This window comes from Methanobrevibacter intestini (assembly GCF_047402955.1).
GTDB classification, from domain to species: domain Archaea; phylum Methanobacteriota; class Methanobacteria; order Methanobacteriales; family Methanobacteriaceae; genus Methanocatella; species Methanocatella intestini.
The window spans coordinates 1,920,340-1,943,979 of the sequence record NZ_CP187956.1 but is presented as its reverse complement, the minus strand read 5'-3'; the positions used below and the strand labels follow the sequence as shown (position 1 = coordinate 1,943,979).

General features: G+C 28.6%; 18 protein-coding genes and 1 pseudogene. 4 read left to right on the top strand and 15 right to left on the bottom strand.

Going from position 1 to position 23,640, the window contains the following annotated elements:
- Positions 1-111: 111 nt before the first annotated feature.
- Complete coding sequence (locus tag ACMC9J_RS09140; protein ID WP_427003286.1) at positions 112-528, bottom strand: helix-turn-helix domain-containing protein; 417 nt, start codon at positions 526-528, stop codon at positions 112-114.
- A 60-nt stretch (positions 529-588) separates the two neighbouring features.
- Here ACMC9J_RS09140 and ACMC9J_RS09135 point away from each other — a divergent pair, with 60 nt between their 5' ends.
- Complete coding sequence (locus ACMC9J_RS09135; protein ID WP_177812762.1) at positions 589-2,121, top strand: IS1182 family transposase; 1,533 nt, start codon at positions 589-591, stop codon at positions 2,119-2,121.
- A 249-nt stretch (positions 2,122-2,370) separates the two neighbouring features.
- Here the strand turns inward: ACMC9J_RS09135 and ACMC9J_RS09130 are convergent, their stop codons facing one another.
- From ACMC9J_RS09130 to ACMC9J_RS09080, 11 genes are all read right to left on the bottom strand, one after another.
- On the bottom strand, positions 2,371-7,221 hold the full coding sequence (locus tag ACMC9J_RS09130) for an Ig-like domain-containing protein (RefSeq protein ID WP_427003285.1): 4,851 nt from the start codon (positions 7,219-7,221) through the stop codon (positions 2,371-2,373).
- A gap of 191 nt (positions 7,222-7,412) precedes the next feature.
- Positions 7,413-8,783, bottom strand: a complete 1,371-nt coding sequence (cca, locus tag ACMC9J_RS09125) for a CCA tRNA nucleotidyltransferase (protein ID WP_427003284.1) — start codon at positions 8,781-8,783, stop codon at positions 7,413-7,415.
- Positions 8,784-8,787: 4 nt separating this feature from the next.
- Positions 8,788-9,345: an RNA 2',3'-cyclic phosphodiesterase gene (gene thpR / locus ACMC9J_RS09120; protein WP_019268858.1), complete on the bottom strand. Its 558-nt coding sequence runs from the start codon at positions 9,343-9,345 to the stop codon at positions 8,788-8,790.
- Between the two features lie 10 nt (positions 9,346-9,355).
- On the bottom strand, positions 9,356-10,462 hold the full coding sequence (locus tag ACMC9J_RS09115; protein WP_019265810.1) for a 3-dehydroquinate synthase II: 1,107 nt from the start codon (positions 10,460-10,462) through the stop codon (positions 9,356-9,358).
- A gap of 33 nt (positions 10,463-10,495) precedes the next feature.
- On the bottom strand, positions 10,496-11,290 hold the full coding sequence (locus ACMC9J_RS09110; protein WP_019263986.1) for a 2-amino-3,7-dideoxy-D-threo-hept-6-ulosonate synthase: 795 nt from the start codon (positions 11,288-11,290) through the stop codon (positions 10,496-10,498).
- 155 nt (positions 11,291-11,445) lie between these two features.
- Positions 11,446-12,201: a hypothetical protein gene (locus ACMC9J_RS09105; RefSeq protein WP_011953652.1), complete on the bottom strand. Its 756-nt coding sequence runs from the start codon at positions 12,199-12,201 to the stop codon at positions 11,446-11,448.
- A gap of 335 nt (positions 12,202-12,536) precedes the next feature.
- Entirely contained in the window at positions 12,537-15,524 is a 2,988-nt protein-coding gene (locus tag ACMC9J_RS09100; protein WP_427003283.1) for an ATP-dependent DNA helicase, read from the bottom strand.
- Positions 15,525-15,560: 36 nt separating this feature from the next.
- Positions 15,561-16,100: a class I SAM-dependent methyltransferase gene (locus ACMC9J_RS09095; RefSeq protein WP_427003282.1), complete on the bottom strand. Its 540-nt coding sequence runs from the start codon at positions 16,098-16,100 to the stop codon at positions 15,561-15,563.
- Complete coding sequence (locus ACMC9J_RS09090; RefSeq protein ID WP_427003281.1) at positions 16,087-16,941, bottom strand: pantoate kinase; 855 nt, start codon at positions 16,939-16,941, stop codon at positions 16,087-16,089. Before ACMC9J_RS09090 ends, ACMC9J_RS09095 begins: the two co-directional genes overlap by 14 nt.
- A gap of 26 nt (positions 16,942-16,967) precedes the next feature.
- Positions 16,968-18,155 carry an ATP-binding protein gene (locus ACMC9J_RS09085; RefSeq protein WP_019263991.1) on the bottom strand — a complete coding sequence of 396 codons (1,188 nt, stop codon included), beginning with the start codon at positions 18,153-18,155 and terminating at the stop codon, positions 16,968-16,970.
- Positions 18,156-18,378: 223 nt separating this feature from the next.
- Positions 18,379-18,885, bottom strand: a complete 507-nt coding sequence (locus tag ACMC9J_RS09080; RefSeq protein ID WP_427003280.1) for a flavodoxin — start codon at positions 18,883-18,885, stop codon at positions 18,379-18,381.
- Between the two features lie 143 nt (positions 18,886-19,028).
- Between ACMC9J_RS09080 and ACMC9J_RS09075 the strand changes: the two genes are divergently transcribed.
- Both ACMC9J_RS09075 and ACMC9J_RS09070 read left to right on the top strand, forming a co-directional pair.
- The gene (locus tag ACMC9J_RS09075; RefSeq protein ID WP_019266115.1) at positions 19,029-19,694 is read left to right on the top strand and encodes a histidinol phosphate phosphatase domain-containing protein; all 666 of its coding nucleotides are present in this window, start codon (positions 19,029-19,031) and stop codon (positions 19,692-19,694) included.
- Entirely contained in the window at positions 19,691-20,158 is a 468-nt protein-coding gene (locus tag ACMC9J_RS09070) for a DUF2115 family protein (protein ID WP_019267465.1), read from the top strand. The genes ACMC9J_RS09075 and ACMC9J_RS09070 overlap by 4 nt, the downstream gene beginning before the upstream one ends.
- A gap of 25 nt (positions 20,159-20,183) precedes the next feature.
- Here ACMC9J_RS09070 and ACMC9J_RS09065 read toward each other — a convergent pair whose 3' ends face one another.
- On the bottom strand, positions 20,184-20,855 hold the full coding sequence (locus tag ACMC9J_RS09065; protein WP_019266117.1) for a 2,5-diamino-6-(ribosylamino)-4(3H)-pyrimidinone 5'-phosphate reductase: 672 nt from the start codon (positions 20,853-20,855) through the stop codon (positions 20,184-20,186).
- A gap of 5 nt (positions 20,856-20,860) precedes the next feature.
- Positions 20,861-21,877, bottom strand: a complete 1,017-nt coding sequence (locus ACMC9J_RS09060; RefSeq protein WP_019266118.1) for an MraY family glycosyltransferase — start codon at positions 21,875-21,877, stop codon at positions 20,861-20,863.
- A 270-nt stretch (positions 21,878-22,147) separates the two neighbouring features.
- Between ACMC9J_RS09060 and ACMC9J_RS09055 the strand changes: the two are divergent.
- Positions 22,148-23,023: pseudogene (locus ACMC9J_RS09055) on the top strand (hypothetical protein).
- A 279-nt stretch (positions 23,024-23,302) separates the two neighbouring features.
- Here ACMC9J_RS09055 and ACMC9J_RS09050 read toward each other — a convergent pair.
- Positions 23,303-23,434, bottom strand: a complete 132-nt coding sequence (locus ACMC9J_RS09050; protein ID WP_256468734.1) for a hypothetical protein — start codon at positions 23,432-23,434, stop codon at positions 23,303-23,305.
- Positions 23,435-23,640: the final 206 nt, after the last annotated feature.

Sequence of the window (23,640 nt, the reverse complement as noted above, 5' to 3'; positions counted from 1 at the left end):
TTAAATCTATATCAAACAACATATATAATTTTTACTTATTAATGCTGCGAGAGGGTGGGAAGAAAGTAATTTGATCTTATTTTTCACATACTTTTGTTTTTATTTTTTTGTTTATTTTAGATTCATTTTGTGTATTAATGTTCTTACGTGTTTTTCTGAAAAATTTACTTGATATTCATCTTCTATTATTTGTTTTATTTCTTTTGTGTTTGTTATATTGTTTTTTATTAAGTATTTTTTTAGTTCTTCTAATTGTTCTGAAGATATTTTTGATTGTTTTCCGCCTTTATATCTTGGTTTTAAGCCTTCAATGCCTTCTTTGTTCCATCGCTCTTGCCATATGTATCCGACTCGTTTAGTAACACCAATTAGGGCTACTGCTTCATCTACACTTTTTCCTTGATATCTGTAATTAATAAATTTTAAGCGTTCTAATACTTTTAATTCTTTTTCTAAATCTTTTATTTTTTGTGTAAGTTCTTTTTGAGTTATTTTTCTCCCAATGGGTATTTGTTCTTGGTTTGTCATTAGTTTAATATTTATAGTATGAAGTATAAATATATTAGTATAAAAAGATAGGTTAATATAATGTATTTAAATAACATTATTAATAATTCAATGGATTTAAATGAACTTAAAAAGTTATTAGATTTTGAAGATATAAAAACAAAGCATGAAAAATTTGTATTTTTCATTGATTACTTTGTAAACTGGTTTTTCAACAATCATGATATTGAAAAACGAACCAATAAAATTGGCCGACCAAGATATAGTGAAATTTCACTTTGTAAAGTGCTTATTTTGGCATCAAGCGAAGGCATAACAAGTGGAAGAAAAATAAACACGAAATTATTATTTGATACAAGATATCAAAAGCTAATGAACTATGAAACACCATCTTATCATTTGATAAATGATTTCAAAAGAAAATCACATCAAATCATAAGTGATTTATTTGTTGACTGCGTTAAATTCGCCCAATATTATCAATTCTTAGATTTATCAACTATTGCAATTGATGGAAGTAAAATACGGGCCAATGCATCAAAATCAAAAATATTAAAAATGGAAGACATCTATTTCCTCCAATATATCTTTAAACAAGAAAAAACACAACAATTCACCAATCAAATCGAAAAATCACACACTATTTCAAGAAAAGACAAATTAATAAAAGAAGCACAAAAATATTTAATTGAAACTAAAAAAGAAATAAACAAAAACAACTCAAAACAAAAAAAGAAAGTACGAAAAGGCTGTATAAACTATTTTACAAAAGCAATAAAATCAATAAATCATTACACACATGCAATAATCGAATTAGATGAAATGGAGCAAATTTTAACTAAAAGCAAACAAACAAGCATAAGCACAACAGACAAAGAAGCACTTTGGATGCTAAATAAAAAAGGAGGAACGGACTTCAATTACAACATACAATCAGTAAATGACACAAAAACAGGAATAATAATAGATATAAACTTAATACGAGACCCCATAGATTTAAACTCATTAATACCTGAAATAAACAATGTTCAAAAAAATTTAAACATCACACTCAAAAACACAGTAATACTAGCAGATAATGGATATTACTCAGAATATGCACTTGATTACATGGAAAACCACAATCTAACAGCAATAATACCAAATAGAACACAATCAATGAAAGTAAAACCAAAAAACAAAGAAAATAAACCATTTGGAAAAGTAAACTTCACATACAAAGCAGAAGAAGACACTTATATATGCCCAAATAACAAAATACTCCCATTTCAAAAAGAATACTTCTCTAATGGCACAACTAAAAAATTATATTACACAACAGAATGCAAATACTGTCACAATCAAACAAAATGTGCAGGATACAACCAATACAAAACAATAACCGAATATGGAACAGAATCAAGAAAAAACATGGCCATTAAATTCGAAGATCCAAAAGAAAAAGAAACCTACAAAAAAAGAAGCACAATAGAAATAGTCTTTGGAAACCTAATAAAAAACCTAGAATACAGACAAACAAACTCATACGGACTACAAAACGTCAAAACAGAACTAACACTACTCATAATAGCAATAAACCTCAAAAAAATATTCAACAAAATAACCGAAAATTAAAAAAAAACATAATCAATGGATAAAAATAACCCTAAAACAACCATCAAATAAAAATATAACAATTGATATAAACTTATTTTACCAATACAAAAATAACAAAACAATTAACGAAAAATAAAAGAATTTAAGATAGTAAAACAATCAAATACCAAAAAATATTAAAAAACAAATCAACTCAAAAAGTTAATTTTTTCCCATCCTCTGCGAAAAATAAAAAAAAGAAGTAAATAATGTAGAAATTATTTACTTTTAAGCTATAGTAATATTGTTTCCAACTTGGTATTCGTTCCAGATAGATGTGATGATATATTTACCTGGGTTTAAACGTATATTCAAGTTAGCTATGCCGTTTTCATCTGTTGTTTTATGGTAGAATACACCGTTTACATTAAATGATATGTTTTGGTTAGCTAATGCTTTGCCTTGACCGTCTAATGTTTGTGCAGTGAAGTTGCTGCCGTCTAAGTATTTCATATCAAGATCTTTAGTAATCAATGTTGGCAATACTGTAATGTTGTTAGATACCCAGCAGCCTTCATATTCAGCTGTTACGATGTAGGTACCCGGACGTAACTTAATACCTAAACTGACAACTCCATCATCATTAGATACTCTTTGATAGAATACTCCGTTGATGTTGAAGGTTACTTCTTGACCAGCTGCTACTTTACCGTCTTTACCAATTACTTTAAGAGTATAGCTGGATTCATTTAAGTAATATTTAACCAAATCAGAGTTATCAACAAGTAAAGATTTGACAGTTACTTTATTTGAGTTTTCCTCACCGGTAACAAGGTTATAATTGGTTATGATATATTCTTTAGGAAGCAATTGAATGTTTAAAGTAGCTATACCTTTATCATTGGTAGATTTAGTATAGAAAACACCGTTAATGTTAAATTTAACAGTAGTGTTTACTAAAGCATTACCGTTGCCATCTAAAAATAGTGCAGAATATTGAGTTCCATTTCTAAACATTTTAACAATATCATGACCAATAACAGTTGATTTGACAGTTACAGTAGCATTAACAGCAGCAGAATTATAATCTTTGGTTCCGTTGAACTTAACAGATACATTATAGATACCTGTTTTTAAACCAATATTCATAAATGCACTACCATTCTCATTAGTATATTTAACATAATCTTTACCATTAATATTAAATATAACTGTTCCATTAACAATAGCCTTGCCATTAACATCAAGTAAGATAGCTTCTAATTTTTCACTGCCTCCCATATATTTTTCCAAATCTGCAACAGTGAAATTAACATTATTTTTATTAACATTTACAGTTTTATTAATAGTATTTTTAGTGTATTTACCGTCACCATTATAAGTTATAGCAATATTATAATTACCAGTACTTAATCCGGAAATAGTTATATTAGCACTACCATCAACTGCTTTAGCTGTGTAATTTTTATCATTTACAATAGCTACAACATCACCAGTTGCATCGACAGGTAATTCTACATTAACAGTTACATCCTCACCTATTTTAACATCATTTACATTAGCATTAAATTTATAGTTACTTACTTTATTTACAGTAAATGAAGTGACATTTTCACATCCTAAATATCCTTTGAATTTATCATATTTTGCAGTTACATTATATACACCGTTAGCTAAATTATTTAATCTTAAAGTAGCTATACCATCAGTTACATTTACATATTGGGTAGCTCCATTTACATTAAATAATACAATACCTTCAGTTACATTTAATTTTGCTGTAATAACTGCTTCATCACCAACAAAAATGTCAGATGCAGATACAGTCATTGAAGTAGCTGCCGGTTTAACTGAAATAGTGTTATTAACAGAAGATCCGTAAGAATATCTGTTTCCTTCAAATACAGAAGTTATATTATACAAACCGTCCAGCAGTTTTATGTTTAAGCTGGCAGTACCGTTTGCATCAGTAATCCTTTCATAAGTTACACCATTAATTATGAATTTAACAGTTGCATCAGCTATTGGAGTACCGTTAACATCTACTAATTTAGCTATGAATTTAGAACCATCTAAATAATACATTACAAGATTATCAGCAGTTAAAGTGGAATTAGTCCTGTCAATGTGTTTTTCTACATCAAATGAATAAACATAAACTACTTTAGAATTGACATCAGTAAAGTTTATTTTTTCTAATCCCTCTTTAGCAGCTGTATAATTGGTTTTAGCTACATTATCAACAATAGTTACAGCTGCAGGATTTACATTATTTAAACTAGGAGTTAAATCAACATTAAAGTCATGTACACTTCCATTTAAATCAAAAATACCATCCTGAGATTTACCTTTAAATTCAACAGTTATCACAGCATTATCTCCAACTTCAATAAGGGAATCATCAGTGCTAGCCTGGATAATTACCCAATTATGGATAGGTTCATTAGACCTTCCTTTTGAGTTACTTCCCCAATAATTACCGTCAATATCTACATAATATTCATCAGCATATCCGGATAATGAAATTTGATAAAGATATGAATTTTTAGGGATGAATACACTGTAAGTTACATTTAAGAAAACAGGATATGTCTGATCAGAACCAATATCTGTAGCTTTTGCAGTACCATCATTTTTAACCATATTATTTTCAAAGTATGATTTGGTAATGGTCATATTTGAGCCATCAAGGAAAATTGCACCTGCATTTAAGTCAGCGTAATTATTTACAAATGTAGAATTGTCTATTGTAATATCTACCTGAGAAGTTGCATAAATAGCTCCCCCACCACCTATAGTAAGAGTGGTTTTATATGCAGTATTGTTGTCAAAGGTTGTATTTACAATACGGGAAAGAGAACCATGGCCAAAGTATATTGCTCCTCCGTCACATGCAGTATTATTGTAGAATAATGAATTATGAACATTTAAAGTAGCTTCATATACCCAGATTGCTCCACCTTCAGAAGTTATCAGAATAGCTTTGTTATTTTCAAATATTGAATTATTAATATTTGCAATAGCTCCCTGAGATACTGCTATAGCTCCACCACTAAGACAAGTATTATTCCTGAAGATACAGTTATCAATATTAACTACAGAATTATATCTTATTGTAAGTAAGGAATAAGGATTAGGTGTTGTGTATCCATTAATAAATGTAATATTGGTAAAATTAGCTCTGGTTCCTTGATCAATCATGAACATACCCATTTTACCCATAGTTTGTCTAAATACAGTTTTATTATATTGTCCGATAACTGTTACATTATCATAAAGAGTGTAAATGGAAATATCATAAATTCCTTCTTTTACAAAAATGGTTTTATTACCACCTAACTGACCATTAACATATAATGCCATCTGAACACTAGCTAATGGATTAGATTCTCTACCGGTACCTGTTACATCACTACCGTTTTTAGCAACATAGATAACATCAATATCTTCAGGTACAGGCGGCATGATTTTAGACATATCCACTTCTACAGTAGCATTGAAATCTCCGTAGTCATCAGTTGTTACTACAAATGTTACATAATATAATTCATCCTGACTGCTTAAATGACAATCAGACAAATCAAATACAATTTTACCATCTTCTACAAACATTCCACCACGTATAGAATGAGTAGATCCAGTGTGTGTTTTCCAAATTACATAGAATTCACTGCCATCAAATGCATTGGAAGGTTCCCAGTAATAATCAACCATATAACCGGTTATAATAACAGAGTCACCTTCAGACATTACAACATGAGTTTTATCTAAAATAAGAGACATGTCTTCTTTAGACATGATTTTAATAGAATTTGTTATATCGATTGCAGTGTATTTTCCACTTCCTTCAAATTTTGAAACAACAGAATATCTTCCAGGATGTTGGTTTTTAAGTGATAAAATAGCTTGACCCTGACTATTGGTTTTAACCATAAAAGTAGTTACATTTTTGTAATAATCAGTTAAAGTTATAATAATTTGTTGAGCAGCTAAAGGATTACCTTCACTGTCAGTTAAAGTAACTGTAAAGTTTTTATCATCACCATAATCCATATCAATATTATCTGCATTTATTCTGGTAGTACCGTCTAAATCAACAAAATTAACTTTACCTTCAGTATAAATAGTGTTGTTTGCCGGAGAGTTATTAATATAAATGTTATTTCCTACACTTAAAGTTAAAAATTTTAGATTTGCTTGGTTATCGTAAATACAGCTTCCTTTGTTATCTGATGCAGTGTTATTTTCAAAAATAGAATTTGTAACAATAATATCGCCAGCACAATAAGCTCCAATAGCTCCACCGCTACCTCCTGAATTGTTAATAAATTTACAATTATCAAAAATAGCTAATTTACTGTTTCCAGCAAGATAAACAGCTCCACCATTACCAAAACTTGAATTAACAAAATTATTTTTAAAAGTAGTATTTGCTACATTTAAAATACCCGGACCAAAGAAATAAATAGCACCACCATGACCTGGTTTTCCCCATAAAGTTCCTTTGTTATTTTCAAATATAGAATTTATAATTGTTACAACAGTTTCAGTAAAAGAAGAATAATAAGACAATGCAGATTGCATATTATCTATAAATCTGCAGTTATCTACATTAAGAGCATTAGCATAAGACAAATAAATTGCTCCTGCAGGATAATCAGAGTATGAACTGCTTTTATCAGTAGAATTACCATTCATCAAAGTTAAATTACTTAAATATACAGTTGCTTTATTATTAACTTTAAAAAGATAATTCTGATGATTTCCATTTAAAATAACACCAGTTGAAGATTCACCAGTGATATTAATTGTTTTGTTTAAAATTACAGTATCAGTAAATGAATAATTTCCATTTTTAATGAAAATATTTGAATTTACTGAAGAATTATATTTTTCAACAGCCTTTGAGACAGATGCATATGGATTGGATTGGGATCCGTTACCATTATCATCATCACCTTCAGTTGAAACATATATATTATTATCTAAATTAGCATCTGTAATTATCTGGGTATCTTCACTACCATTGATAATTACTTGAGTATCGTTTAAATCCTCTGCAAAAGATGCAGGAATTAAAATTAAAACAAGAGATGCAATTAATAATAAAAATATATGTTTATTTAACTTATCTAACATTTTTCATCTCCCAATATTAATAAATAACCTTCATAATAATAAAGATTATTGATTGAAATGAATTAAATTCATAACGGTTAAATTTATGTTTTGTAAATTATATAATCATTTCCTTTTTAATATTGTTATAAAAACAGAATTAAAATAGCTGAAACAGTTAAATAAATAATAAAAAAGTAAACAAAAAAAAGTTATCTGAATAAATATTTGTTGGGATTTAAAAAATCATCTAAAAAAGTCACGAAACTTTCATTATTTAAGTCCAGCTCATCTAATGAAAGCAGTTCATAGCTATCAATTATATTATCTAAAAGATTTTTACCTACTTTTATTAAAGAAATATTCTCATAAGTTAAAACATAATTAATAAAATCAGAAGCTGTTATAAATTCCCTAGGGATTTTAGAAACTACAAAATCATTTAAAATATAGCAGTTTTCAATTCCATGTTTATTTATAAAGTTTTGTGAGCCTTTTTTAACAAAAACCTTTGGACCATAATGGATTTTTGTATTGTTTAACCTGGACACACTCATTTCAAAAAATAAAACTGCTGTATTTTCCTCATCACTCCAGTAATCAGATTGGTAAACAGAAAAATCTTCATCATTTAATTTCTCAGCTAAAGACTCAGTTGTTTTTCTAAGCTGAGGATGAAGGGTATCTAAAGGAATGTCAGGAATATTAAATTTAACAGCTATTACATCACTGCCTCTTTTTTGGAATTCATCTAAAATTTCATCCTTAGTGAATTTATTAGCTACCGGGAAAAAATAGTCTTTTTTATTATTGCTGGCCAAATAATTTCTTGCAGACTGGATAAATTCAGCCATTTTATCTAATCTTAATGCAGCCCCAACATTACGATTCATGTCAGTTGGATCTATTACAATTAACGGGTCATTAAACAAATCTGCAGTATTATAACCTTCCAAATCAATAGTATGACCATATCTCCATTTTGAAGCTTCTTTTAAAGTGTTTTCAAAGGTTTCATATTTTAAAATCAGCAGTTCACACAGATAACCTGCAAAGCCACCTACTTTAAATTCAGAGCCGTATGTTCCAGTCATGTCCATAAATCTTTTTAAAAGAAGAACTTCCTCGTTTTGATTGTGTTTTAAATGAGATTTAATATATTTGGTATGTAAAATTGTCCTGTCAACTGCAGATTTCAGCTGACTTCCGTCTTCAATTTCATAACATGGAACAAAATCCACTTCAAAACCATTAATCTGACTAGTTACATATGGATGAGATGCATAATGTTCACTAGCTTTTCCATTAAAATAATCACTGCATTTATATCCTAAATATAAACCTGTTTCCTTAAGCTGTAAAACATCTACATCTAAAGGAAAGGAAATAAAAATATCAATGTCTGATTTTCCACTTAAATAAGTTTTTTTAGCTACAGAACCTACAAGTGAAGCACAGGCATTGATTCCTTCATCTTTACAAACTTCATTTAAATAAGTGATTAATTTATCTGAAGTCTTAAGAATTTCCTTACTTTCCTCTTTTGAAGGTTTAATTTCATTTAAAATATGTTTATAATCCATTAAATCACAAATCGTAAGTTTTTAAATTTTCATAAACTGGGCCGGAAGGTTTTAAAGTACTTTTCTTAAAAGCAATATCTGAAACATTCATTTCTCCAATTTCAACATTTTCAAACTCTTCAATAACATCCTTAACCTGATTCTTTCCTTTAGCTGATTTCATACGACCAATAGTAAGATGTGTTGAGAATTTTTTATCCTTATCAAAACCAATAGCTGCAAATTCTTTATCTAATTTATCATGCAACTGGACTAAAAGTTCATCACTTTCAACTCCAATCCAGATAACTTTTATATGATTGTTATTAGGAAAAGCACCGCAGCCAGTTATTTTAATATTAAAAGGTTCGAAATCATTAACCACCTTTTCAATCCTGTCAGAAATTAAATCTATACCTTCCGTATCTATATCTCCAAAGAATTTTAAAGTAAAATGCAAATTATTTAAATCAACAAATTTAATGTTTGCATCAATTTTTTTAAATTCTTTTATGATTTTATTTATTTTAGGTTTAAAATCATCATCTAAATCAATAGCTAAAAAAGACCTGATCTGAGACATTAAACCACCTTTATTGTTCAATTATTGTTTCATCAATAGCTATACCAAAATGTCTGGCATTTGATTCAACATATACTTTAACTTCATCCCCTACTTTTATATCAGCTACTGATAGAGGATTATCATCAGCATCAACTATTCTAATTGTTTCTGCATTCTGAAGAAGTGTTCTGATTGTTTTGCCTTCATATTCTGCTTCAATTAATATTAAAGGTCTTCTTTCAATTTTACTTCTTCCGACATAGGCAGTTCTTGTTTCCCCTTTTGTATTAACAATTAAAACTTCATCTCCAGCAACAAGTTCTGATAAGTATCTTGTTTTATTGCCTGGAACCATTACATATGCCTGAACAGGACCTGCATTTACTCTGAATGGTCTTGATGCTACATATTCACTTTCAAGTGACTCACTATGTACTAAAAATAATGATTTGGAATATGATCCAATTAACATACCTTCTCCAGGTTTCATCATGTCAGTAGTGTCAACACATACTCTGTCACCGGAACCTAATGGTTTAACATTAGTAACAGTAGCTACTTTTAAATCATATTTTATTTTAGAAGCATCTACAACTAACTGTGCTATTTTTTTAATCTGATTAAAATCATTTGCTTCAAATATTACTCCATCAGTACCATGCTCTAAAGTTTCAACAGCTAATTTAGCACCGTCTTCATCTGCTACTGCAGCTATTATTTCCACATCCTCTTTTTGCAAGTCTGCAATAATATTTTCCAATGGAATAACTGTCCAGTCAGTACTTATTAAAATAATGTAATCAGCAACAGAACCTAAACTGACAGCTAATTGCTCATGATTTTTATCTGTGATTTCCACATAAGCACAAACAGTTTTGCCTTCTCTTTTAGCTTTTTTTGCTTCCTGTAAATCTTGTGATTGATTCAAATCTTCACTAAGGATTAAAGATCCATCACCTTCACCATTTATTCCAACAAGATAAATGTCTGCATCATCACTGTTAGCTACTGTTTTTACATTACCTAATTTTTGGATTTTATCACAGTCTTCCAAATCCAAGACATAGCTAATACCTGATTCCAGTGCAGTTGTAATCATTTCTTTTTTATCATCCCATGGCTTATTTGGAGTCATTATCCAAGCGAATTTATTTTCCACAAAATCACCTTATTTCAAGAATTTTAAAGCTTCATCTACTTCTAAATTATTATGTACCACTTCTGAAATAGCTCTGGTTATTTTACCCGGATTTTCAGCCTGGAAAAGATTACGTCCAAATGCTACACCTGCTCCACCAACTTCAATAGAATCCTTTACCATCTGCAATAATTCTTCATCAGTGTCGACTTTTGGACCTCCTGCTATTACTACAGGTACTAATGCTCCTTCAACTACTTCTTTAAATGAATCCGGATCACCAGTATAATTAGTTTTTACAATATCTACACCAAGTTCTGAACCTACACGTGCAGCATGTTTAACTAACTCTACATCATGTTCATTTTCCACTTTCTGACCTCTTGGGTACATCATAGCTAAAAGAGGAATTCCCCAGTAGCTGCAGGTTTCAGAAATTTCCCCTAATTCCTGTAACATTTCACTTTCTGTTTCACTGCCTAAATTAACATGAACAGATACTGCATCTGCACCTAACTGAATAGCTTTTTCAACAGAAGTAACTATTACTTTATTATTTGGATTTGGTGCTAAGGAAGTACTTGCAGATAAATGTACAATAAGACCAATATCTTTACCGTATCCTCTGTGGCCCTGTTCTACAATACCTTTATGCATAAGTATTGCATCTGCTCCACCTTGGGAAATGCTTTCAACAGTTTTGTCTATATCTATAATACCCTTCATTGGGCCATCAGAAACTCCATGGTCCATTGGAGCTATTACAGTTCTACCGGTATGTCTGTTAATGATTCTTTCTAAACGAATCTTTTTACCAATCATCATATTTAATACCTCATTTATAACTATGAGTAATATTATCTTTAATGCACTATATAAACATTAATACATCATATAAAAAAAGCTAATTTTAGGTTAAAAATATAAAAAACATTAGTTAAAAAAAGTTAAAAAAGTATCAAATTAATGATACTTTCTATTTATTCTCTTTTAAATGATACACCAATAATAGAGAATAATGCTAATATAAGAATAGCTACTGGAATACCGGTTTTTGCTAAATCAGATGAAGAAGTAGTAGCTTGACTATCATTAAATACTACATCATCAGCACCATCACCAGTAACATGAACACTATTTGAATCAGGAGTATTCACAACTGTATCTTTTGAATTATCATCATTATCTACAGTAGTGTTTGTTGAATTATCTCCAGTGTCTACTGTAGTATTGGTTGTATTTGTATTGTTAACAGTTGTATTAGTTGAATTTGTAGTGTTAACAGTAGTATTTGTAGTATTAGTACCATTTACAGTAGTATTAGTTGAATTTGTAGTGTTAACAGTTACATTTGAGGAATTGGTAGTGTTAACAGTTACATTTGAGGAATTTGTAATATTTACAGTGACATTACTTTGATTTGTAATATTTACTGTACCATTAGTTCCATTAGTAACATTTAAAGTACCATTAGTAGTTACATTTGTTGTATTTCCAGTTGTTATATTAGTGGAATTTACATTATCAGTACTGTTTGATGAATTAGTAGTATTATTTACAGTACTTGCATTTTTATCAGTTACAACAGATTCATTTCCATGATCTGGAATAACTGGAGTATTATTATCATTATCGCTTATAATTGCATCATTTACAGCATCAATATCAACTGCACCTACAGTACTTAATGAAAGTAAAGCTACAATTAAAGCAGTTATTAAATATTTCATATTCATTTTTTAAAATCTCCTAAAAATTAAAATACACATAAAGTATACATAATTTATATTAGTCAAAATAATATATAAAGATTATGGTAAATCTATTTCAGAATTATCTTATGATAATCAAATAAATCCTAAAAAATTTTTATACAAACACCCCATTAACAATATAAATAGCATATAATATCCAAACTAATATTTTAAAAGAAATAAAGCAAAATAAATGAAAAAATATTCAAAGTTAAACACAATATAAATAAAAGTTAAAAATAATATATGCTACTGAAAAAATGATATTATTTCATTCAATAAAAATTAAATGTTTTCACAAACAAATAAAGTCAAAATTAACCATTACAATATTTTGAAAACTCACAGATATTACAATAGCTGCTCTCATTCTTATTAAATTCATGGCTGTTAATTAAATCAGCAGTATTTTCAATCTCCTCTTTTTGAGTAGCTAATTTGGATTCATCAATATTAAAATCAATTAAACTTCGGGATTTAATTGCATATATTTTTGCTTCAGTAATTTCAACATCACAATACTTGAAATCATTTTTTAGAGCCAAAATATAAGTTAATAATTGCTGAGCATACTTTTTACGATTATAATCATTGAAAACCGTGTTTTTATAATCTAAAATACCATATTCACCATTCTGATTTTTATAAATTAAATCAATAGCCCCATTAAAACGATAATTGTTCCTATCAATTGAAAATGGAACTTCAGAATCAACAACAGTTATTTTAAATCCGAATTCATCATAATAATCAAATACTGAATCCATATACTCATTAAATTCCTCATCTGTTCCACCATGTAAGTAATAAGTATCTTTAGCTATTTTCTGAATGTCACCTTCAGATATTTCTCCAGCCTCCTTAATTTCCTGATTTATAATATCCAGAGCTTCATGAATAATAGAACCCATTTTTGTAACTTCTTTTTGTGAAACTTTAAAATGCAGCTTGTTTAATAAATTATATCTCCAAGGACAGTTGTTATAATCTGCAAAACTGGAATAGCTTAAATTAAGTTTACTTTCTTCCGGTTTAGAACCAATACTGCTTATAGAAACATTATTTAAATTCAAATGTTCATTAAAAAATGAAGATATTCGTTTAATATCTGCAGGCATTTCACCAACAATAGATAAAACTAAAACATCCTGAGCACGAGTCATAGCTACATAAATAACCCTGTTTTCCTCAGCCAATTCCAGATCTATTTCCTGATTTTCAGTATAATCCTTATAATTTAAACAGTTATTTGGAGTGTAAAAAGTGTCTCTCATATTAACAGTATCTTTTTTACGTTCAGGATCTTTTGGAAGCATCGGAAATTTATTTTCACCTAATGATGATACAATAGTTACTGGGAACTCCAATCCTTTAGCTTTATGAATAGTCATTAACTGAACACCATCAACAGCATCATTAAAAGACCCGTAATCTTCAATAATATTAGTTAAAAAGAAAAACAATCCTTTAACATCATCTTTTGAGATAATTGATTCATAATTAAAAATAATCCCTGAAATTCTAGCCAGATTTTCAAGTTCAAAATCATAGTCATCTTCATTAATAACTGATTCATCAAGATAACCGCACAAATCCAGTAATTCATAATAAACATCCAATATTGTTGGTTTTTCCTCGTCATCACCATCCCTGAAAATATCTTCCCTTAAGCTTTCCAGTTTAGTAAAAAATGCCCTGTCTTCTTTGTTTTTAATCAAATCTAAATCAACAGCAGGTTTACTGATTCTTTTAAATATTTCAATTAAAACATCTTCAGTTCTATTGAAAACACCACTTAATTTTTTAATTCTGCTTTTCTTACCGGTTAATTCAAGATAAACTTCCTTTTCTGTTTCTAAAATAGACTCCTCATAATCATCCTGTAATTTAGTTAAATATTCTTTAGTTTGACCAGATAAATCCCTAAATTTAGGATTGAAATCATAACCGCAAAATGCTTTTAAATTCAGCCAGTCTCTTTCCAATCTGGACATCCCATAGGAATTATCAAGCTTACGGGTTATATAATAAATCAATGTTAAAACAGATTTAACTTCATCACTTTCTATTAAATCATCAGTTCCGGAAATATGATAAGGTATATTGTTCTTTTTAAATTCTTCTATTAAAATAGGAATATTCTTATTTGAAACAATAGAACGATATAAAATAGCTACATCACTATACTGTTTAATTTTGCCGGAATCTTTTAAATCTTTAACTAAATTAAATATTTTATCTGCTTCTTCATTATAATCAGCATTTTCTAAAATATATGATTCATTATTTTCATTTCTCATGCCAACAAGATGTTTTTTAGAATACTCTTTTCTTTGAGGTTTGATAAACATTTCACTGGCTTTGATAATGTTATCTGTTGATCTGTAATTATAATCCAAACTAATCAGTTTACAGTTATATTTATTGTAAAATTCTTCAAAATAATCTCTAAAAGAACCTCTAAAAGAATAAATACTTTGATCAACATCACCTACAGCTGTAAATGACTCTGCATTCTGAAGTAAAATCTCAAACAGTTCAGCCTGAACCGGATCAGTATCCTGAAACTCATCAACTAAAATATTTTTATACTGAGTTGAGGGATTTTCCTTTAAAAAATTTAAAGCTTTTATCTGAATAGTATTATAATCAACAGCATTATACTTATCCAGCAATTTCAAATAAATTGGATAAGCCCTTGCAGTCTGCAGATATCTTGCATTATACCATGACTGTTTAAAATCTTTATTTTCCTTTACTTTTCTCAATGGAAAAAACTTAAATGAATTAACAAAATCAACATATTCTTTACTGACAGGCCTTGTTTCTTTAATATAATTAATCAAAGCATCACTATCAACTTTAAAAGTAGTGTATTCATCAAATTTATTAATAACAGAAGGGATTTGATAATCTGCCAAATAAAATTCATTTTTAAATCCTAAAACAGATTTATATTTCTGAATAATTAATCTCTTTTTTTCACCGGAATCATCATCAAACAAATTAGTTACAATACCATTATTTTTAAGAAAGTCAAGACAAAATGAATGAATAGTAGATATCTGCATTTGATTAATTATATCTTTAGGAATATCACCAGATAATCTTTCCTTAAGTTCATTTGCAGCTTTTCTGGTAAATGTAATAACAAGCACACTGCTCGGATTGATTTTTAGCTCATTAATTAAAAATTTAACCCTTTCAATGATAACTCTTGTTTTACCGGAACCCGGACCTGCTTCTACCAATAAAGGTTTATCTCCTTTATATTCCACTACTTTTTGTTGATTTTCATTTAACATAACTAATAATCTTGTTAATAATTTATTTATAATTAGCTATTTTTCCCTTAAAGAAGGTGTCCATAATTCAAATTCTTTAATCTGAGGAGGAATTCCTTCATCAATGTAAGATTCCAGATGGCCTTCATGAGATTTAAAATCTTCACAGCCTACAACAGCAGAATTACAAAAATCAACTAATCCCTTATTTCTAATTATTGAATGAACTGGTTTGAATGTTGATGACCAAATGTAAAATACTTTAAAAACCGTGTCAGGATGATATCCTCCACCTAAATCAACAGACAAAATATCACAGCTTTGAGTTAACCTAAAAGCTTCCAAAAGAATCTCATGGCGTCTTACATCACCAGATATAAATGTTAAATTGGAATAATCATCAGCAAGTTTTTCCATTTTCCCTACAGCTTCAGGACTATTATCAATAGCTATTATTTTTACATTGTCAAATTTATCCAAAATTAGTTTTGTAGTGTTTCCTACATGACATCCCAGCTCAACAATAACATTTCCGTCATTGACTATGTCAAATAGCTGTTTTCTATATTCTTTTATATCATAGCTAATGTTTATCATACTTTATACCAATATTATCCAGTTCATATATATCTAAACCTTCAATGTTTAAGTTTTTGAAAACATCTTCATTATATGCAAAGGCAAAAACTGTATTTCCAAGCATTGCCATTGAAGAACCTAAAATATCATCCAAAGAATTAAAATAATCAATAAGTTCACTTACTTCATCAGACATCAGATTTGTCTTTTTTGAAAATTCAAAAGAAAAGTCTAAAAAATTCCCAATTGACGGATTTTCTACAAATCTGTTTTTTAACTCCAAACCTGCATCTGAAATTATTTTTTTATATTCTGGATTCTGAATAACAGATGCAGTGTCAATTTCACCAAATGTTTTAGTAGCTATTATGATTTCTTCATCAGGAAAAGATTTTATTTCACCAATCCCCGGAGCTCCAGCCTTTGTTCTTAAAACTATGCCTTTACCCATTTGAGCTATTACATCACCTAACCCGGAACCTAAATTAATTTCTGCCCTGTGAGCTATCTGACCGCATTCCTCTAAAGTATATCCTAAACTGAAAAATTCATTTAAAGCAATAGCCAGACCTAATGCAGATGCAGCTGACGTTCCGAATCCTGCTCCAATTGGAAGCTGAATATCCTGAGTGATTTTAACCGGTTTTTCAATCTTTAAAATCTTTAAAACTTCATTGATAACTGTATAATCTCCCTGATTAACTTCAATTTCTAAAGTATCACAAGAAGAAATATCTGTTAAAACACCTCTGTTTACTAAAAAACCCGCTCCACAGGACCCATTTTTTAAAGGATTTACATTGTTTTCAATGTTAAAAAAACCTGTAATGTGACCCGGAACAAAAACTGAAATATCCATACTATAAAATTACTTTTTAATATTATTTAAATCTCATTACCTGTTAAAAAATTTATAATATTAAGATGTTTAACTCCCATATAAGACATATCAAAATCATCTAATGAAAGAACATATTTTGGATAATTGTCATTTACCTTTAAAAGTGGATCAAATTCTCTTTTATGAATTTCTTCATTAGCTAGAATATAAGTTACCTGAATATAAATTTTTTCAGAACCTTTTCTGCAAATAAAATCAATTTCTTTAGTATTGTATTTACCAATATTAACTTCATATCCTCTTCTAAGTAACTCAAAATAAACAATATTTTCTAAAGACTGACCTATATCCAAATCTTTTTTTAAAATAGATTCTCTAAAACCTAAATCCACAACATAATATTTTTCCAAATGATTTAATATTTTTTTACCAATTAAATCCTCTCTTTTCACCTTATATATCAAACAAGCCTCTTCAAGATAAGAAATATAATTATAAACAGTATTTACAGAAACATTTATCCTATCTTTTTTAAGATATTTAACAATACTATTAGCTGAAACCAACTGACCTATATTTGATACTAAAAAATGAGTTAATCTAATTAACAAATCAACATTTTTAATATCAAACCTTTTTATAATATCATTAAATACAATTGAATCAAATAAGTCCTTTAAATATTGGATTTTATTATTCAATTCAAATGATGCTGGAAATCCCCCAAATGTTAAATATTCCATGAATAATTCTTTTTCGGACAAATTAGAATCTTTGTTGTATTCCAAATATTCAACAAATGAAAAAGGAAATATTTTAATATTAATATAACGTCCTGTCAAATATGTTGCAAATTCCCCACTTAATAATTTAGAATTTGATCCTGTAACATAAACATCAAAATTATCTAATGAAAAATATGCATTTACAAGTCTTTGCCAACCTTCAATTCTTTGAATTTCATCAAAAAACAAGTAATATTTATCTGTTTTATTAGATTTGCTTTTTATATATTCATTTAAGTCATTTATTGTTGAATAACTAAGAAAGTCTGGTGATTCTAAATCAATGAAAATAATATTTTCCTCTTTTATTCCATTATTTTTTAAATGATTAACAACCTGTTGTAACAATACAGATTTGCCAGAACGCCTAACTCCTGTTAAAATCTTAATAATATCCTTATCAATTAAATCAATTATTTGATTTAAATAATGTTCTCTTTTAATCATATTTTACCACCATTTCTAATAAAAAAATCTTACCTATAGAAAAAATATTTAATTAAATGAAATTTTTTCTTTGTACTGAAAAAATTATTAAATAATTTCTTTTTTTTCATTAGACAATATAAATTTTATAATTAAAAGTAGTATTTTAAAATATTTAAAATTATTTAAATTATAAAAAAATATTACATAAAACAGCAATAAATAAAAAAAACTTTAAAAAAAATTATAAATTATCATTAATCCAGTATTTGACTTTGTCTTTTGAACCTAAAACATCACTGCCCTTAATCTCAAGGCCATTTCTAATATCTGCACCTTTACATAGTTTTTTTAATTGTTTTTTAGATTTTCCAAAACCTGAACCCTCATGAGTAACAAAAGGTTTTACAACTTTACCTTTAAAATCCAATTTATCTAACTGAGATTCAAAAACAATCGGCATTTTTCCCCACCAAATGGGAAATCCTATATAAACCCCTTCGTAATCTCCAACATCTTCAAGGGTTTCCTTTAATACTCTGCCATTTTTCTCATTTTTAGTTACTTCAGTACATTCCATATAATCTTCAGGATAGGGGATTTCCGGTTCTACCTTAAAAACATCCCCATTAGTTATCTCTTTAATATAATCTGCAACTACTTCAGTATTTCCTTTTTCAACTACTTTCAAATCCCCCTCATAATAATTTTCACCTGCACGGGAAAAATATAAAATCAAATCTCCAGACATAAATATCTCCTTATTATCTAAATATAATTTATATAAAAAACAGTTATTAAGTATATTCCATTTTAAAAAAAATACTGGGCAATATTTATTTATTATATTTGATATAACTCAATAATATAACAATTATACTGGGGAGAAAAACTTTGAATAAAAGAATAGATTTACATATGCACAGTTTATTTAGTGACGGAGAATTATTGCCTTCAGAATTGGCCCGAAGAGCTGCTAATTTAAATCACGAAGTTATAGCTATTACCGACCATGTTGATTACTCCAATGTTGAGCAGATACCTCAAATACAAAAAGCTATTGACGATATTAATGCCAATTGGAACATCAAGGTTGTTTTAGGTGCTGAAGTAACTCATGTGCCTACAGAATCTATTGACGGAGTAGCTAAAAAAGCAAAAGATTTAGGTGCACAAATTGTTGTTGTTCATGGTGAAACATTAAATGAACCTGTAATTGAAGGAACCAATTATGCTGCAGTCAACAGCGAATATGTAGACATTCTAGGCCATCCCGGTTTGATTACCTATGAAGAAGCTCAAATTGCAAAAGAAAATGGAATCTATCTGGAAATAAGTGCAAGAAGTGGCCATTGTCTTGGAAACGGTCATGTAGCCAACATAGCCAGTGAAGTAGGTAATAAATTACTTGTAAATACAGATACACATTCACCGGATAATCTAATTACCTTTGAAAAATCTTATGAAATAGCTCTTGGAGCAGGATTAAGTAAAAAAGAAGCTATGGCAGCTATTGTTGATAATCCTCGGGAATTACTTAAATCTAAAGGGATTTTATGAAAGCATCAAAATTACTTAATGAAATAAGAGAAAACCTAAAGGATTATCCAATTGATTATCTGAAAAACAAGGTAACTGATGATAGATATAAAGATCCCCTTACCAAATCACTTGCCAAATATAATTCTGGAGTTTATGATGAAATCTATGAAAAAGAGCTTGAAAATGATTTCAAAATAAACGATGGAGTCATTCAAAAAATAAAAGGAGACATTAACTTTTATTTTGACAAATATGCTCCAAACGACAATGAAACTAAAGAATTTACAAAATACATCTCCCTGTATCTGGCACTAATAGCTAAAAAGCCTCTGCATCCTTATGGAAATGATCCTAAAGAAGATGAAGTTTACATGAAAAATAACAGCTATTACTGTAAAGGAAGAGCACAATTTATAAAAGACAGAAGATCCCTTTGCAAATACTGCATCTGTAAAAATCCGCCATTTGCATTTATATTTTAAAAAAAAGAGAATAAATGAAAAAAAATCACTTATTTAAAACTTTATACTGCAGGATTAAATCATCCCCTAATTTAAAAGAATCAAAAAGCTCCAATCTTACTCCTTCATCCATTGTGTCAAATCCTTCACCATCAAATAAAGTATGTGAATCCTTACCGCCAACAACAAAAGGAGCAATGCAAATTCTTATTTCATCAATTAATCCTTCCTTAATCATTGAAAAGTTTAGAGTTGAACCTCCCTCAAGCATCAATGTTTTAATACCTTTTTCATAAAGATAATTCATTAAAGCTTTTAGGTCAACTCTTTTATTTCCGCTGAAAAAGAAGTCAATTCCCCTTTTAGTGAAATTAGCATATCTGTCATTTACAATAAAATCAAATTTATAGTCATTAGCTCCGGCTATTATGGTTTTTGCGTCTTTATTTGTTATACGTGCAGCTATTGGAGTTCTGCATTTGCTGTCTACCACTACACGAACAGGATTGTCTTCAGGGTTTGCATCGATTTTATGAACTGTCAGTCTGGGATTATCTGCAATAACCGTATTGATCCCAACCATTATTCCATCAACTTCACGTCTAAGTTCATGAACTCTTTTCAAATCTTTTTCACCTGAAATATTGGAACTTCCAGTTTTAGTAGCTATTTTTCCATCTAATGTCATAGCTGCATTTAAAATAACATAAGGTTTCATTCAAATCATCCTAACTGATAAAAGAATTCCTTAATCTGCATGAAATTAGCCAATGTCTGGTTTTGAAGTACACCCGGCATTACTATTGCAACAATTATACCAATTAATCCGCAAACAATTCCAATAGCCCAAATTATTTTAACTGCCTGCTTTTCAGGAATCGGTTTTCGCAGTACAAGCCTGATTAAAGATTTGAATCCTACTTCGGGCCTTACCAGATTTCCATTTTCATCCAGTTGAGTTGGTTTAAACTGTTGCCTTTCCATAACTCCTGCACTGTAAAATTTAAGGGCCGCATCAATAATATTCGGTAAAAGCACAATTAAAGCAATTAATTTTACACGACCTATAAAAGCTATTGAAACAATTGTTGCTCCAATAATTAAGGTTCCTGTATCTCCCGGGAAAATCTTTGCAGGATATTTGTTAAAGTACAGGAAAGCTATTAAAGCTCCAAGCATACTCATACTGATAATTGTAACATCATATTTTCCTAAGATAATACAAGATATTGTTAAAGAGGTAAGTGCAATTATTCCAAGCCCTGATTCAATTCCATTTAAACCTGCCAACATATTGGTTAAATTGGATCCGATTGAAATAGCTATCGGAATACAAATCAGATATACAATTCCAACATTTGGAGGTGCTGCCCATATTAAAGGAATACCTGCCAGGAACAATAAGAATAACTTTTCTTTTGATGAAAGTACAAGTAAATCATCTGCAATACCTATAATTCCTACAAGAAGAATTACAATTAAAACAATACATAATGGGAATGTAAGAATGTCATGCATACATATTCCTGAAAAAATACCTATTATAAATCCAAATAGGATACCGAATCCACCCATTTCAGCTACAATAGGCTTCCATGATTTATGCAAATCCTTACCTACAATATCTGCCTTTTCTAATTTTCTAATAATTCTGGGCATTGATAATCTTGTTACTAAAAAAGATAAAATGCCGCAAATTATTGCTATTGCGTACAACGGAAGTTGTGGGAATAACATCATAATAATCACTTAAGAGATATTTTTATCACTTATAGAATAATAAATTTATGATAAAACTAGCTAAAGTTCACTTCTCAACTAAGTCAATAAATCACATACCTCTCTCCAAATAATTTAACATCCTTTACTTTTATATTGTAATCATAATATTTATTTGACTTTAAAATTTTATATTAAGACCTAAAAATTGTTATTTTTAAAAACTAACTATTTTAAATACTAGATAGTTCATAATACTGGATATAACTAATAAAAATAAGAGGTGAAAAAATGGTTCATCAAAGTGAAGATCAATTATTTAAATATGCTACAAAAGAAGATGGCTTTGGATTATTGAAACTTCTTAAAGAATCAAATGCAAATATAAAAGAAATAGACTTTGAATCCGAAAATTTAACATATAATCCTACAGAATTAGTAGAATTAGATCCTAAAATATACAAAACAGACATGAAACTGGAATTAGATCATTTAATTGTATTAACTGAATTCTAGTCAACAATTGTAAAAACAATAGATGAAAAACGATACAGGTTATACACGGCACTTGTGGATTATGCAAAAAGAAACAATAAACCACTAATACTAATAGTCATCAGCACTGCTGAGAAAACAAAAATAAAGGAATATAAAATAAACAAAGACTGTGTTTTTACAATTCCAATCGTATCACTAAAAGACTTTGATGGTGATAAAATTATAAATAATATAGAAAATAAAATAAAAAACAATCAAAAAATAACCAGCCATGAAATGCTAAATTTAGCTCTAGCTCCATTTATGAGCTCAAAAAAACCATTAGACAAACAAATAGAAAAAACCGTAAAAACACTAGATGAAGTAAGAAAATCAATGAAATGCAGCAGTGATTTTGTATTTGGAATAGAATTATTAATAGTAGAAAAATTCATCAAAAATGAAAGACAACACAAAAAATTAACAAACATACTGAGGGATACCATGAAAATAATAGATGAATGGAGACAAGAAGACTACGAAAACGGAAAACAAGAAGGAAAAGAAGAAGAAAAAATAAATACTGCAAAAAACATGCTAAAAGAAAATTACACCATAAAACAAATAGCAAAAATAACACAATTAAACATTGAATCAATTAAACAAATAGAAGAAGAATCCGGAAAATAAAATAAAAAACTTTTAAATCCACAAATAATCAAATTAAATTAATTTAAAGGGAGATTTTATTTTCCTAAAACTTTTTTTAATAACTAAAAAAACCTACTATACTACTTTACCAAATATTTACACCAAAAAAATATTCATTTACCTTACTTTCGTAAAATGAAAATCTAAATATTTTTTAATTTAATTATTAAATTTCTCTATGAATTATGTATATCCAATTCATACTCATTGCTGAAAAAATTCAGACTCTCAAAATAATTTTATATACTTATGAATCACTTAATCAAAATCATCACTGTCATCAAAGTCATTCCCCCAATCCAGACTATCTGATAAGTCAGATCCACATTCTTCACATATTGCTCTTGATGAATCATTCAGATGGCCACAAACATTACATGTAATCATCATAATACCTCCATTAAATTAGTTTAAAAACTATTTCAGGATATTTATCTATTAAAATAACTGTGAACTAATCAATTAAATAACCTTTCATTTCCCCATAATTATCAAAATATAAAATAATCATAACTGATATTTATAATATTATATATGGAAGAACAAGTTTATATTTATTAAGTTATTGTTGTCCTATTGATTTTAAGATAATTTAA

What these genes read in the sequence shown, in the direction of transcription:
- ACMC9J_RS09140 (WP_427003286.1), bottom strand. Translation starts at nt 528, where the DNA reads ATGACAAACCAAGAACAAATACCCATTGGGAGAAAAATAACTCAAAAA.
- ACMC9J_RS09135 (WP_177812762.1), top strand. Translation starts at nt 589, where the DNA reads ATGTATTTAAATAACATTATTAATAATTCAATGGATTTAAATGAACTT.
- ACMC9J_RS09130 (WP_427003285.1), bottom strand. Translation starts at nt 7,221, where the DNA reads ATGTTAGATAAGTTAAATAAACATATATTTTTATTATTAATTGCATCT.
- cca (WP_427003284.1), bottom strand. Translation starts at nt 8,783, where the DNA reads ATGGATTATAAACATATTTTAAATGAAATTAAACCTTCAAAAGAGGAA.
- thpR (WP_019268858.1), bottom strand. Translation starts at nt 9,345, where the DNA reads ATGTCTCAGATCAGGTCTTTTTTAGCTATTGATTTAGATGATGATTTT.
- ACMC9J_RS09115 (WP_019265810.1), bottom strand. Translation starts at nt 10,462, where the DNA reads ATGACTCCAAATAAGCCATGGGATGATAAAAAAGAAATGATTACAACT.
- ACMC9J_RS09110 (WP_019263986.1), bottom strand. Translation starts at nt 11,290, where the DNA reads ATGATGATTGGTAAAAAGATTCGTTTAGAAAGAATCATTAACAGACAT.
- ACMC9J_RS09105 (WP_011953652.1), bottom strand. Translation starts at nt 12,201, where the DNA reads ATGAATATGAAATATTTAATAACTGCTTTAATTGTAGCTTTACTTTCA.
- ACMC9J_RS09100 (WP_427003283.1), bottom strand. Translation starts at nt 15,524, where the DNA reads ATGTTAAATGAAAATCAACAAAAAGTAGTGGAATATAAAGGAGATAAA.
- ACMC9J_RS09095 (WP_427003282.1), bottom strand. Translation starts at nt 16,100, where the DNA reads ATGATAAACATTAGCTATGATATAAAAGAATATAGAAAACAGCTATTT.
- ACMC9J_RS09090 (WP_427003281.1), bottom strand. Translation starts at nt 16,941, where the DNA reads ATGGATATTTCAGTTTTTGTTCCGGGTCACATTACAGGTTTTTTTAAC.
- ACMC9J_RS09085 (WP_019263991.1), bottom strand. Translation starts at nt 18,155, where the DNA reads ATGATTAAAAGAGAACATTATTTAAATCAAATAATTGATTTAATTGAT.
- ACMC9J_RS09080 (WP_427003280.1), bottom strand. Translation starts at nt 18,885, where the DNA reads ATGTCTGGAGATTTGATTTTATATTTTTCCCGTGCAGGTGAAAATTAT.
- ACMC9J_RS09070 (WP_019267465.1), top strand. Translation starts at nt 19,691, where the DNA reads ATGAAAGCATCAAAATTACTTAATGAAATAAGAGAAAACCTAAAGGAT.
- ACMC9J_RS09065 (WP_019266117.1), bottom strand. Translation starts at nt 20,855, where the DNA reads ATGAAACCTTATGTTATTTTAAATGCAGCTATGACATTAGATGGAAAA.
- ACMC9J_RS09060 (WP_019266118.1), bottom strand. Translation starts at nt 21,877, where the DNA reads ATGATGTTATTCCCACAACTTCCGTTGTACGCAATAGCAATAATTTGC.
- ACMC9J_RS09050 (WP_256468734.1), bottom strand. Translation starts at nt 23,434, where the DNA reads ATGATGATTACATGTAATGTTTGTGGCCATCTGAATGATTCATCAAGA.